This is a genomic window from Parabacteroides sp. AF14-59, assembly GCF_003479515.1.
Classification (GTDB): domain Bacteria; phylum Bacteroidota; class Bacteroidia; order Bacteroidales; family Tannerellaceae; genus Parabacteroides; species Parabacteroides faecis.
On sequence record NZ_QUHH01000009.1, the window covers coordinates 35,115 to 48,071 of the forward strand.

At 38.9% G+C, this 12,957-nt stretch carries 12 protein-coding genes; 5 read left to right on the top strand and 7 right to left on the bottom strand.

The genetic code is table 11. The annotated features are described in order from the left end of the window. Positions 1-36: 36 nt before the first annotated feature. Positions 37-558 carry a shikimate kinase gene (locus tag DWW23_RS11640; RefSeq protein ID WP_122353457.1) on the bottom strand — a complete coding sequence of 174 codons (522 nt, stop codon included), beginning with the start codon at positions 556-558 and terminating at the stop codon, positions 37-39. Positions 559-670: 112 nt separating this feature from the next. Here DWW23_RS11640 and DWW23_RS11645 point away from each other — a divergent pair, with 112 nt between their 5' ends. Beyond that, positions 671-1,306, top strand: a complete 636-nt coding sequence (locus DWW23_RS11645; RefSeq protein ID WP_122353582.1) for a viroplasmin family protein — start codon at positions 671-673, stop codon at positions 1,304-1,306. Between the two features lie 34 nt (positions 1,307-1,340). On the opposite strand, the gene DWW23_RS11650 is transcribed toward DWW23_RS11645, so the two are convergent. The 3 genes from DWW23_RS11650 to DWW23_RS11660 all read right to left on the bottom strand — a co-directional run bounded on the left by DWW23_RS11650 (position 1,341) and on the right by DWW23_RS11660 (position 5,438). Then, entirely contained in the window at positions 1,341-2,663 is a 1,323-nt protein-coding gene (locus DWW23_RS11650; protein WP_122353458.1) for an ATP-binding protein, read from the bottom strand. Between the two features lie 111 nt (positions 2,664-2,774). Further along, positions 2,775-3,626 (bottom strand): hypothetical protein, encoded by an 852-nt coding sequence (locus DWW23_RS11655; RefSeq protein ID WP_122353459.1) that lies wholly within the window; start codon positions 3,624-3,626, stop codon positions 2,775-2,777. Positions 3,627-3,776: 150 nt separating this feature from the next. After that, complete coding sequence (locus tag DWW23_RS11660; RefSeq protein WP_122353460.1) at positions 3,777-5,438, bottom strand: RNA-binding domain-containing protein; 1,662 nt, start codon at positions 5,436-5,438, stop codon at positions 3,777-3,779. A gap of 249 nt (positions 5,439-5,687) precedes the next feature. On the opposite strand from DWW23_RS11660, the gene DWW23_RS11665 reads away from it, so the two are divergent. Both DWW23_RS11665 and DWW23_RS11670 read left to right on the top strand, forming a co-directional pair. Then, on the top strand, positions 5,688-6,614 hold the full coding sequence (locus DWW23_RS11665) for a glycosyltransferase family 2 protein (RefSeq protein ID WP_122353461.1): 927 nt from the start codon (positions 5,688-5,690) through the stop codon (positions 6,612-6,614). A 21-nt stretch (positions 6,615-6,635) separates the two neighbouring features. Continuing rightward, positions 6,636-7,619, top strand: coding sequence for a glycosyltransferase family 4 protein (locus tag DWW23_RS11670; RefSeq protein WP_122353462.1), 984 nt, complete (start codon positions 6,636-6,638; stop codon positions 7,617-7,619). Here the strand turns inward: DWW23_RS11670 and DWW23_RS11675 are convergent. Genes DWW23_RS11675 through DWW23_RS11685 form a run of 3 tightly spaced genes read right to left on the bottom strand, consistent with a single transcriptional unit; the run spans position 7,597 to position 10,662 of the window. Continuing rightward, entirely contained in the window at positions 7,597-8,364 is a 768-nt protein-coding gene (locus DWW23_RS11675) for a lipopolysaccharide kinase InaA family protein (protein ID WP_122353463.1), read from the bottom strand. The genes DWW23_RS11670 and DWW23_RS11675 overlap by 23 nt on opposite strands. Positions 8,365-8,374: 10 nt before the next feature. Beyond that, entirely contained in the window at positions 8,375-9,664 is a 1,290-nt protein-coding gene (locus tag DWW23_RS11680) for a nucleotide sugar dehydrogenase (RefSeq protein ID WP_122353583.1), read from the bottom strand. A gap of 20 nt (positions 9,665-9,684) precedes the next feature. Next, positions 9,685-10,662, bottom strand: coding sequence for an SDR family oxidoreductase (locus DWW23_RS11685; RefSeq protein ID WP_122353464.1), 978 nt, complete (start codon positions 10,660-10,662; stop codon positions 9,685-9,687). 564 nt (positions 10,663-11,226) lie between these two features. Between DWW23_RS11685 and DWW23_RS11690 the strand changes: the two genes are divergently transcribed. Together DWW23_RS11690 and DWW23_RS11695 are read left to right on the top strand one after the other, a co-directional pair. After that, complete coding sequence (locus tag DWW23_RS11690; protein WP_122353465.1) at positions 11,227-11,937, top strand: glycosyltransferase; 711 nt, start codon at positions 11,227-11,229, stop codon at positions 11,935-11,937. Next, complete coding sequence (locus DWW23_RS11695; protein WP_122353466.1) at positions 11,934-12,734, top strand: polysaccharide deacetylase family protein; 801 nt, start codon at positions 11,934-11,936, stop codon at positions 12,732-12,734. Before DWW23_RS11690 ends, DWW23_RS11695 begins: the two co-directional genes overlap by 4 nt. The last annotated feature ends 223 nt before the right edge of the window (positions 12,735-12,957 follow it).

Sequence of the window (12,957 nt, forward strand, 5' to 3'; positions counted from 1 at the left end):
GGTCGGCAAGTCCGACAACTGACTTACGTTATTAGGTTATAATATTTTTTCCAATGCTTCCGAAATTTCATGTACATCCGTCTCCGTCAACATCACTTCGGCATCAAATACGACTGAAGCTTTCATATAATAAGGAGTTCTTTTCTCCAGGCTTTCGGCTATAAATGCAATCAAGTCATCGCCGGAACGTCCTTTCAGCACGGGCCGGGTCGATTTACAGACTTCAAGCCGCTTTGCCAGTTCTTCCACCGAGACCTTCAGATAAACAGTGGTCCCTGTCTCGTTCATAAACTCCATATTATCAAAAAAACAGGGAGCGCCGCCGCCTGTAGAGATCAATACGTCTTCAAACATGGCCACTTCATGGAGCATCCGCCGTTCGATATCACGGAAAGCCTCCTCCCCTTTTTCAGCAAATATCTGCCCGACTATTTTATGGTAACGGGCTTCGATATAACAGTCCAGGTCTATAAAAGAGAGTCCCATTCGTTTGGCGAGGTCTTTACCGACCGTTGTCTTTCCGGCTCCCATATAACCTATCAAAAAAATACGCTTCATTTCGTATATGATTGTTTACCGCAAATGTAAAGTTTTTTTTCTTCATTACTTTTCTTTCAATAGAAAAGTAACAAAATATTACCTTTGCAATTCATATCCTAAGAAAACAGAGATGGCGAAAAATAAATATTACGTAGTTTGGAAAGGACTAAACCCGGGTGTTTACGACAACTGGGCGGAGTGCAAAATGCAGGTAGAAGGGCAGGAAGGCGCAAAATACAAATCGTTCGAGACTCGCGAAGAAGCCGTCGAAGCTTTCGAGAAGGGATATACTCATTACCTGAAAGCCGCTTCGTCAGCCAAAGCTGCCGCCAATCTGGCACCGAAAGCTCCTGTCGGGAAACCGATCAATGAGAGTCTCGCCGTCGATGCTGCCTGCAGCGGTAACCCGGGGGATATGGAATACCGGGGTGTTTATACAGCAACCGGGCAGGAAATCTTTCATATCGGTCCTCTCAAGAAAGGAACAAATAATGTCGGTGAATTCCTTGCGCTCGTACATGGTCTGGCCCTGTTAAAGCAGAAAGGAAGTAACCTTCCTATTTATTCGGACAGCCGTAATGCGATCAGTTGGGTAAAAAAGAAAAAATGCAAAACATTGCTGGAACGCGAACCAGTCAATGAACAGATCTTCGACCTGATCGAACGAGCTGAGAAATGGCTGAATACAAACACATATACAACCACCATATTAAAATGGGAAACATCCGAATGGGGAGAGATTCCGGCGGATTTCGGACGAAAATGATGAAAGTATTTCGTAAAATCAATGCAAACGTTCCCTACATATCATCCAATGACAAACAATATGTTTCAATCTTATATCCAGGCAGAAGTTTATTTTTCAGATGTTCAACTTTTGAAGCTAATAACTCTGGTTTAAAGTTCTTTTTCTGACGTTTCACTTCTGCCACCACAGCTTGATTCTTTTCCAGTTTCAAAGCGACAATATCTATTTCATATTGGTTGCCTTTTGTCTCCCACCACGAACCAATTGCGCGGTATTGAAAACTTTCCGCAAATTGTTTTTTGAAATATCTCTCTAACATTTTACCTGAATATGTCGGATAATCTGATTGAATAATAGTTCTCAAACCAACAAAATTCTTTATCTCTATCAATGAACGGTACCGATCGAAATAGTTGAACCAAAACCGGATAAAGTTGTCCTGTATTTCGTATCTTACAGTTTGGCTTCCTTCTTTAGCCAATATAGGTCGTTGGCGAACGATGATATTGTAATCTTCAATCAACCGCTTGATTTGTCCCCCGATACTTTTGTCTCCCAATGCCGCTTCTATTTCGGGCTGTGTATTGATTCCTCCGGAGATAGCACTTAAAATAGAAAAATAAATGGCATAGTTTTTCCCGAACTCTTCTACTAACAGATTTTTCCCTTCATCCGTAAAAGAGGAATTCTCCCGAACCATGAATGAAATCATTTCATCTACACTCAAAGCCCTGTTGTCACAGAATAGTTCGACATATTTGGGAACTCCACCCGTAAAAGTATACAAGGCAAGCAAATCATCCGGAGTATATTCCGGCCGGTAATCAGACATAATTTCTTTCAAGGTAGACAGATCGAATGCTGATAATTTTATAATATTGTCAGCCCTGCCAAACAACGGTTCCTTGGAACTCCGGAATATTTTCTCCATCAATGAATAAATCGAACCTGAAACGATCAAATTCATACGGGACTTTTTCCGATACGAATCCCAGATATTTTGCATATCACTATATACCGATTCATTGATATTATAAAATTCCTGGAACTCATCGATCACAAGATTAAACGACCGGGAAGAAGCCAACTCCATTAAGTATTGAAACAACGAACGAAACGTACGAATTTCTGCCGGAACAAAAGTATCAAGTGATTGGGATATAACCGGAATAAACTCCGAACAAAGCGTTGCTTCACTTTTACGACCGACAAAAAGATAAATCGTCGGCAACCCCTCTACCACCTTCATTATAAGACTTGTTTTACCTATACGCCTCCGTCCGGTAACTACCGTAAAGCGGGAATGATCGCTGAACGATAAATCCTGTATTCGCTGCAGCTCTGCTAATTCATTTGTTCTATTATAAAACTTCATCTTTATCACTTCTTGTTACGCCCGTAACAGTTACGGGCGTAACAAAGTTAGGTAAAAATTCCTTCTATGAGATAAAATATTCGCTATTAGTTCTTTATTTTTATTATTCCATCAGAAACAGCGAATATAGGCCAACGAAAAACTGTCGTACAGATAATCTTGTATGCCATGTTTGTAGCCGAAAGAGATTATATTTTTCTTGATCTCATAATTCAACTTTGTACGAAGAATCATCGGCTTATCCCCGTCACCTCTATAACCCTTTATACCTGTATAGTCGCAATTCAGAGTAAAACCACGAAAAGTAGCCTGTGCCCCGATCGCATATGTGAAAGCGTCATTTTGACGATGCACCAGGTCATTCGTCATCCAACAGTAAAAACCTGCCATCCCCTGTACACGGATCGAAGCTGCTGTTTCCGGATCCTGCCATAACGTACGTCCGATATTACAGTCGAACCAGTAAGCTGCTGCATCAGTGTAACGGGCATCGCACAGACGGCCACCACTGGCTGTTCTCAATGTTGCATTTGCTACAATATCCACCCATTTCTCGCTGCTCAGTACCTGATAATGGCAGGTTAATATAAAATCGCCATGACAGGGAATCGGAGATTTCACATCCACCGCATTACGCTCATCCCGAACCTCCGGCGATGTTTCATACCATTCCTGTATCACTCCGTAAAGCGATACACCTGCACGTCCTTTGGCTATTGGAATATACAAACGGGCAAAAACATCTTTCGTTTTATCACCCGTCATTTTATGATATTCACCTCTCAATTCCACCTCCCACCGTGAAGGAAGTTTCCCCCCCATCAACTCAGGAAATGGGAATGCATTCGGTCCAAAATATCGGGGAGCATATTTCAACAAAGGTGTTTTATCCCGCCAATCATCGGCATTAGCCGGCATACACAAACATAAGCCCAGAAGAATAAAAAGTATGTTCGTTTTCATTTCATAAAATCTTTTAATTATTAACTCAGTCTATTAAAGAAATAAGAATTCTAACAGAATTCTAAATCACCAACTCACATCCTAGCACCAACTAATTGAAATTCAATAAATTAAATAGAAGTTTCTTTTAATCAAGTATCATTTAGAATTCTAATCTAAACCCCATTTAGAATATCCTAGACTTTTGATTTTACCTTCACGCTTTAAGGCAGAAAGCAAATTTGTCACTTTCTTAACTTTCTGTTCCTCACTCAAACTATCTGATAGCTTATCTATTAATAATTCAATTAAAGCAGCTTTTGTCCCGATATGATAAGCTTTCAAATAAGATAATATCAACTCTTTAAAATGGTTATCATCAAAACTCTTATTCTTTATATACTGAGCTTTTAATCTTTCATCATCAGTCAAAGCCAACACTTTGGAGGAAAGGTAAATATTAGGCTTACGCCCCTCTATAAATCCCATCTTTTTAAACTTTTTGTATTCTTCTACTGAAACAGGCTGTTTCTTTTGTACTTTATCAAGTACCATGATATCCGATAAAGACAGCTTAGGGTTGTTATACAAAATATGAGCAAAATCTTCATTAATAATTCGTCCTGTAAGAGTCGCCTTCACTTTATCATTAGATAAGTCATAATCCGGCATAGGAAAAAGCCTGCTACGTTGGAAATTGAATATTTTTCTGATTCCGCCACCTTGTGTATCTATCATATTCAAATTTCTCATAGCCTCTACTAAAAATGGATTACGATAATACTCCTCCGGAGAATCATTTTCTATAACAGTTTCTACTGAGCAAGGAATAAAACTTCCATAATTGGAAAAGACTAAATGATCATCCTCAAATTCCACAACATTTATTCTTGCTCCTTTTGTATAATCTTGGTGAGCTATACAGTTTTGAATCAGCTCTCTGATATTGAAAGGTTCGTAACGCAACAACTCTTCCGGAAACAAACTTTTCTCATCTAATATATAACGAAGTTTTAAATTTCTAATTTTCTTAAAGACTTCTTCTACTGCCAGTAAAAATGGAATAGAAAAAATCTCAAAATCCTTATCCTGATTATCCAATGTTTTTAAGTTCCAACGAATTTTTGCCACTGCGGGATTAATAAAATGTTCGGATTCTTCTTTACCTAGAAGTACAATGGTCGCATTCGTTATCTTCCCTCCTTTTGTCAGCTTTGCTTTATTAAGAAACATTGCATCAGACCATTCGTCTACCTCTTCATTATATTTTGGATTTCGCTTTTTGAATTCGATGCGAGCTTTAACAATAGCAGCTTTATCCAGATCTTCAATAGTAGCTTCTGGTATAATAATTGAGGACCAATCTTCAACAATAGTTTGGCGACGAATTTCATCATATTTATTCATATCAAGCGCGACAAGACTTTCCCCATGCCTGCCATAGAAATGCCCTTTCCATGCAATTGGAATACCATTAGGAGCTGCTGGTATTTGGAACAACAATATCCGTTTTCCCTCTATTTGCAGATCAAAAATTTCACGAAATGTATTATTTCCAATTGTATGTTGCGCCAAATCTTGTTTCAACCTTTGTAAACAGACTGAACTATTTTTATAAGATGTACCTACCACCTCACGGGTTTTATCATGAACTCCAAAAACGAGCCAGGCAAATTCTTGGTTTCTTAGATTCGCCTCATTGCTAAGAGCCGAAAAATACTTACCAAGATCATCAAAGTCAAAATTATTCTCTGCCTTTTTAAATTCAATCACCTCATCTTCATAATGATAACGAAGTTTCTCAAACAATTCATATATCCTTATTGAATTCATCTAATCATATAAATATATTTATCAATCTTTCATTTACAGGCAATCATCCGCCCATTTTCCACCGTCCAGCACCTGATAATGGGTCAGTAAAAAATTGGCATGGCCTGGTATGCATAAACATAAACTAAAAAAAGCTTATTCTCATCAATATATTTTCCTCAAATTATCATATCTTTTTATCAAATGAACAAAAGTACAATATATTTTCAAATATGATTCAAGATAAATGTCCTATCTTTGTGAACAGAAATGAAGGAAATAACTTATGTACATGAATCTATGGCTCCAAACGATCAACTCTTTTCAATCCTTATTCCAACCTGGAACAATCTTGCCTATCTGAAACTATGCTTGAAAAGTATTGAAAAGAACTCGACTTACAGGCATCAAATACTGATTTATGTCAACGAAGGGTCCGACGGCACTACCGATTGGTTAGAGACACAAAATTACGAATATATACATAATAAAGAAAATGTCGGAGTTTGTTGGGCACTAAACTCATTACGAGCCAAAGTCAAAACCGACTACATTCTTTATATGAATGACGATATGTACGCGTGTCCTGATTGGGACAAGTTTCTATGGGAAGAAATACAACAACTTCCGGATAACAAATTCTTTCTTTCGGCTACTTTGATCCAACCTCGTCCTTTCTTTTGTAAAAGCGTGATAGCTCCTGCCAATTTCGGAGAAAACGTAGAGACATTTAAGGAACAGGAATTGCTGGATAAATATCAACTTTTACCACACTCTGATTGGTTTGGCTCTACCTGGCCACCCAATGTTGTACACAAAGATATCTGGGACCTGGTCGGCGGTTACAGCATTGAATTTTCACCGGGTATGTACAGTGACCCTGATTTTTCAGCTAAATTATGGATGGCTGGTATCCGGTTATTCAAAGGATTATCCGCAAGTCGTGTTTATCATTTCGAATCGGTTTCAACCGGTCGGGTAAAGAAAAATAATGGAAGTCAGCAATTCCTTTCTAAATGGGGTATTACTTCCGCATCTTTCATACGGAATATTTTACGCCGAGGTGAACCTTTTGAACCAAAATTAGTAGGGAAGCCCCATATAATATCACTTCAAAAAGATATTTTCCGTAGTCGCCTGAAAAAAGCACTTTCCGCTTTTAAAGACAACGGGCATGCTAAAAAACTGTGGAAATAAAATATAATTAACTATACAAATATGAATCTAGGAGTTATTTTACCCCATACAAAATTATACGGAGGTGTAAAACGTTTTCTGGAATTAGGAAATATTTTCATTGAACTCGGACACAGCTTTACTGTTTATACCATCGAAGGAAAGTCACCCGACTGGTATGATTTCAAAGGAGAGACGAAAACTTTTGCCGATTTACAAAAAGATGAAATCGATGCCTTGTTCACTACTGAAACGAAGTTTCTAAATGAGCTGATCAATGCGAACACAAAACGCAGAATATTCTACCATGTCCGGATCACTGAAAATCTCCGTCCAATCTTAAAACAGAAGAATATTGAGATATTTGCTTGCTCTACTAATATTTATCTACACGATAAAAAGAAATACAGTATTGAAGCATTCAAGGCTTTGGGAGGGGTAAACACTGCTAATTATAGTTCGAAAACAAGCTACACAGTAAAAGGCCGTCCTTTCTGTATTGTCGCATATGGACGTTTGGTTGAACGAGTGAAAGGTACCAAATATATTATCAAAGCATGCGAGAAACTCTACAAGAAAGGATATAACATTCGTTTGCTGCTATTTGATACGGCAGTCAACGAAAAAGCCCAACAGTTGATAGATAACTTTTCAACTACTGTCCCTTTTGAATTCATACAAAATCATCCTTTTGAAAAGAACAGTGAATTATTCAACCGGGGGGATTTGTTCGTAGCAGCAGAACGTCACGCCGGCTGGTCAAACACAGTCTGCGAAGCTATGGCTTGTGGGCTACCGGTAATTGCAACCCAAGCTGGCACAAAGGATTTACTGATCGATAATGAAACCGGTCTACTTACCAAACGATATGTATTCCTGTTCCGTCGAAAAATAAAGAAACTGATTGAAGATGAAGCATTACGTACTCGCCTCGGACAAAATGCTTATAAACATGTACAGAAATTTGACTGGCATCAGCTGGCTTTACGGATACAGGAGTACCTTATGAAAACAAACGACGTTTGATCATCCGACGTGTATTCCGAATAAAACCTTTCCTCTTTACATGCTCGTTATGAGCTTTTGTAAAGAGGATCAATCTTTTCACCATTTCCTCCTTATCCTCATGGTTGAGCAATGCATATTCTTCACCGATAGTCCGCAATAAAAACTCCGGTAGTTCCAGCATTGAGAGATTTTTTAATCCTTTCCAGGAAGAAACAACTTCAAACTGCGTACGATTGAGGTCAACCAACCAGAAATGGTATACTCCATCATCATCTTTTTTAACTAATGTATTACCTAAAGAATGATCAATAAAATAGACCCCTTTCTGTTGAAAATCATAAGTAAAGCGAGTAAAAGCCCGGAAAGCCTCTATCTGCTCTTCTTTCGGTAGCAAAAATAGTCCGCGCAGAGTAGATACATCATCCAATTGCAGAGAGATGTAATAACTATATGTCAATCCCACCTTGTCCCGGAAAAGAATATAAGCGACCGGTTCAGGCGTCCCAATACCCAGTTCAACAAAACGATTGGCATACAGATAGGAACGTTCAGCCTTCGACTTCCGGAAATAGGCGTAAGCCACTTTATTGATGATATGGGGATATTTAAAGGATTTAATACACATACGTATCCCTCCTATATTTAATACCTTAAGTATATTTCGTCCCTTATAGATCAATTCTCCTTCCTTGTCAAAGCGTATAGGGACAGACAATATCTCTTTTTCCAAATAGGCATACTTCGGATTAATCTGGTACTCCATATTTTTCCCCTTATAAACGATCGTCTACCAATTTCGGGTCGATGCAACCTTTTACATCATAAACCACACCATTCTCCTGTATCAAAGAATGAATATCCAGATTCATAAACTCTTTATGTGCCACAGCCAGGACAACCGCACCGAATTTTTTACCGGGTAAAGTATTCATTACTTCCAAACCATACTCCCGTCGTACATCTTCCGGTTTTGCCCAGGGATCGTATACAGTAACCCGGATATCGTAATCCTGAAGCGCTTTCACAACATCAAACACTTTGGTATTGCGTACATCAGGACAATTTTCTTTAAAGGTAATCCCCAATACCAGCACTTCGGCATTACGTACCGGTATATCCTTCCGGATCATAGCCTTGATAACCTGATTGGCAATATATTCTCCCATACTGTCATTCATACGACGGCCAGCCAATATGATTTCCGGATGATATCCGTAATCCTGGGCTTTCTGCGCCAAATAATAAGGATCGACACCAATGCAATGACCACCGACAAGACCTGGTTTAAAAGGTAGAAAATTCCATTTTGTCGCAGCAGCAGCCAGGACTTCACTGGTATCGATACCGATCAGATTGAATATTTTCGATAGTTCATTCACAAAAGCAATATTGATATCACGTTGTGAATTTTCTATCACCTTAGCTGCCTCTGCCACCTTTATACTGGAGGCACAAAAAGTTCCTGCTGTAATAACGGAACGATAAACATCATCGATCACGATAGCTATATCCGGAGTAGAACCGGAAGTTACCTTCTTTATTTTCTCGACAGTATGTTCTTTGTCACCCGGATTGATACGTTCGGGAGAATAACCGGCAAAGAAATCTTCGTTGAACTTCAGACCGGATATTTTCTCTATAACCGGCACGCATTCGTCTTCCGTCACACCTGGATAAACAGTCGATTCAAACACGACTATATCACCTTTACCGATCACCTTTCCTACAGTCTCACTGGCTCTATACAAAGGTGTCAGGTCGGGACTATGATGACGGTCGACCGGGGTCGGTACACATACGATATAAAAATTACAGGACGCAATATCTTCCAGTTTACTGGAACAATACAGCCCGTTCCCGGTCATACTTTGCAAATCATTCACAAGCACTGATTGCAGTATAGCATCATCCACTTCTAATGTCGAGTCATGACCGGACATTAGCTCAACGACTCTGCTCTCTTTCGCATCAAAACCGATCACCGGATATTTGGTGGCAAACAAGCGTGCCAACGGCAAACCGACATAACCCAATCCGATTACTGCTATTTTTATATTTCCCATAATTTCTTCCTTTCTGCTGATTACTTCAGATTTTGCCAATACCAACGAACAGCTTCCTTCAAGCCGTCTCTCATACTGAAAGAAGGCTGATATCCCAACAATCTTTTAGCTTTATCGATAGAGGCCAGCGAATGTGGAATATCTCCCAAACGATTCGGACCATGTTTAATTTCTACTTTCGCTATTTCCGGATCAAACTCACTCAAATATTCCTGCAGATAACCAACCAACTGATTCAAGGTGGTCCGCTCACCGAAAGCCGTATTATATACCGTATTTACAGCCTCTTTGTTCTGAGTGGTCAATGCCAGCTTATTCATCAGGATTACATTTTCAATATAGGTAAAATCCCTGGAATATTCACCGTCTCCATTGATCACAGGCGACTGATGATCGATCAGTTGTTTCACAAAAAGAGGAATAACGGCAGCATAAGCTCCATTCGGGTCCTGTCTCCGTCCGAACACATTAAAATATCGCAGTCCGATGCATTCGATTCCATAGGTTTTGGAAAATACATCCGCATATAATTCATTTACATATTTAGTCACGGCATAGGGTGACAGCGGTTTTCCTATAACCTCTTCCACCTTTGGCAATGATGCAGAATCACCATACGTAGAAGAACTTGCAGCGTAAACAAAACGTTTAACCCCTGCATCACGGGCTGCTACCAGCATATTCAAGAAACCACTGATATTTACAGCATTTGTAGTAACCGGATCTTTAATGGACCGAGGAACCGATCCCAGAGCCGCTTCATGCAACACATAGTCGACACCTTCCACAGCTTTCCGGCAATCCTCCGGGTTCCGTATATCGCCTACTACCAATCGAAAAGAGGGATTTGTAAAATGTTTCTGAATATTTTCCGGTTTCCCTGTAGAGAAATTATCCAGGCAAACAACCTGAGAACCTTCATCCAGTAAAAACTCACATAAGTTCGAACCGATAAAGCCGGCTCCACCTGTTACCAAAACAATTGATTTCTTTTCCATACCTATAAAAACTGCCAGTTATAGGAAAGCAGTCTAGAGGGAACAAAGATAATATATTCCATTGTTTTTAGGGAATATCATTTCAATTAATTGGAATGTTTCAAAACTTTATCTAGTTTTGTAAACACTGTTACTATAAACTCAGACTCTCCAATCAAGGATAAGAGGTCGTTTAAGAAAAAGATGATATCAATACAACAGACTACAAAAATTGAATTAAGCTACCTAATTCTCTAGGGCATTTACCCGATCCTGCCTGATATCAAAAACCGATCACCGGATACCGGGTTGCAAACAAATGTGCCAACGGCAATCCGACATATCCCAAACCTATAATTCCGAGCTTTATATTTTCCATTTACTCAATTATTCCTTTCTATTCTATAAGGTTGACAAAGATACAACTTATTTCTATAAATTGTTTTATAGGCCAATACTGCTAAGATCTGTCAAGATGCGTACAAATTAGTTTAAATGCAAATATAAATAATTAATTGTCATATCTTTGTACCCGATATTTACAAGCAACGGTTGTTTACCTATGTGTTGACAAAGAAATAGAAGATGAATGACAGAACTGAGATAGATATTATTCTACCATGCTATAACCCACCGCCAGGATGGGAACAAAAGGTTATAGGGAAATTCAAAGAGATACAATCCTTATTTAGTCCCATAGATTTCCACTTGCTTATTGTAAGTGACGGTTCAAGACGTGGATATGAACCGGAAACCGTTGCCGCGCTGGAACAAGGAATCCCCGGCATCCAGATAATCGATTATCGCCCTAACAGAGGGAAAGGATACGCATTACGCAAAGCGGTACAACAGACCCGGTCTGAATATATCATATATACAGACTACGACTTTCCTTATACCGACGACTCTTTTAAGGAGGTAATCAATAGCCTGCTCAAAGGTGCCGATATAGTTGTCGCTACAAGAGACAGGAACTATCAGAAAAACCTGCCGCCCTTCCGCCGGTTCCTTTCTGAATCATCCCATCTGTGCAATGCTATTTTTCTCCGCTTAAAAATACGCGATACGCAGGGAGGATTGAAAGGATTCAACCAGACTGGAAAAACGGTTTTTTTATCAACAAAAGTTAACAGTTTCCTGTTCGATACCGAATTTATATATAAAGGGCAACAGAAAAAAATAAACATACAAGCCGTACAATCACGTATCAGAGACGGATTAACCGTTTCTGATATGGGTTTCAATGTATTAAAGCGTGAAATGGCAAACTTTCTTTCAATTTTATTCAGCAAATGATTTTACTCAGTTTTGATATTGAAGAATTTGATGTTCCTCAAGAACATGGAATAAACTTGCCATTCGAACAACAGATGGCGGTTTCTATCGAAGGCACCAGAAAAATATTAGCCTGTCTGGACAAATATCAGGTACATGCAACCTTCTTCTGCACAGCTAATTTTGCAACCCATGCTCCTGAAATTATTCAGAATATACTGCAGGGTGGACATGAGATCGCTTCACACGGATATTATCATTCTTCATTTGAGAAAACCGACCTGCAACGTTCCCGCGAATTTCTTGAACAACTGACCGGACAACCAGTAGAGGGTTTCCGCATGGCACGCATGATGCCGGTCGATGAGAAGGATATTAAAAACGCCGGTTATACATACAATTCATCTTTGAATCCGACTTTCATTCCTGGAAGATACAACCATCTGGATAAACCACGCACATATTTTTATAAAGAAAAAGTATTGCAGCTCCCAGCGTCCGTTACTCCGGCTTTCCGCCTCCCGTTGTTTTGGTTGACTTATCATAATCTACCTGCTAAAGTTTACCGCTGGCTGTTTTATCGAACATTAAAACATGATGGATACGCCATCACCTATTTCCATCCTTGGGAGTTTACCAATCTGAAGGCCCACAAAGAAGAATGGAAATTACCGTTTATTATGACCAACCATTCAGGAGAAGGAATGGTTAGGCGACTTGACGACTTGATTTCCTTTTTACTAAAGAAAAAATACTCTTTTGTCACTTGTAAAGAATTTAAACAGCATATTCAAGCCAAAGAACAAAAGTCTGAATAAAAAGTAATCACTAGCATTCCAATTTCTATGAAAACCCGGATAAAAAGGACACTTTTTAAAAGAAGGAATGTCAACTATTGACTGGACTTCGGTCGTAAAAAAACATATTTCCTGTATAATTAGATCCTTATTATAATTACATAGAAAATATTTATTATTAAAAAGATTATTAGTATCTTTGATGATCACTTATTAATTGTTACTGGTAACATAATAACATACA

Coding starts and splice junctions, on each gene's coding strand:
- DWW23_RS11640 (WP_122353457.1), bottom strand. CDS start 558: ATGAAGCGTATTTTTTTGATAGGTTATATGGGAGCCGGAAAGACAACG.
- DWW23_RS11645 (WP_122353582.1), top strand. CDS start 671: ATGGCGAAAAATAAATATTACGTAGTTTGGAAAGGACTAAACCCGGGT.
- DWW23_RS11650 (WP_122353458.1), bottom strand. CDS start 2,663: ATGAAGTTTTATAATAGAACAAATGAATTAGCAGAGCTGCAGCGAATA.
- DWW23_RS11655 (WP_122353459.1), bottom strand. CDS start 3,626: ATGAAAACGAACATACTTTTTATTCTTCTGGGCTTATGTTTGTGTATG.
- DWW23_RS11660 (WP_122353460.1), bottom strand. CDS start 5,438: ATGAATTCAATAAGGATATATGAATTGTTTGAGAAACTTCGTTATCAT.
- DWW23_RS11665 (WP_122353461.1), top strand. CDS start 5,688: ATGAAGGAAATAACTTATGTACATGAATCTATGGCTCCAAACGATCAA.
- DWW23_RS11670 (WP_122353462.1), top strand. CDS start 6,636: ATGAATCTAGGAGTTATTTTACCCCATACAAAATTATACGGAGGTGTA.
- DWW23_RS11675 (WP_122353463.1), bottom strand. CDS start 8,364: ATGGAGTACCAGATTAATCCGAAGTATGCCTATTTGGAAAAAGAGATA.
- DWW23_RS11680 (WP_122353583.1), bottom strand. CDS start 9,664: ATGGGAAATATAAAAATAGCAGTAATCGGATTGGGTTATGTCGGTTTG.
- DWW23_RS11685 (WP_122353464.1), bottom strand. CDS start 10,662: ATGGAAAAGAAATCAATTGTTTTGGTAACAGGTGGAGCCGGCTTTATC.
- DWW23_RS11690 (WP_122353465.1), top strand. CDS start 11,227: ATGAATGACAGAACTGAGATAGATATTATTCTACCATGCTATAACCCA.
- DWW23_RS11695 (WP_122353466.1), top strand. CDS start 11,934: ATGATTTTACTCAGTTTTGATATTGAAGAATTTGATGTTCCTCAAGAA.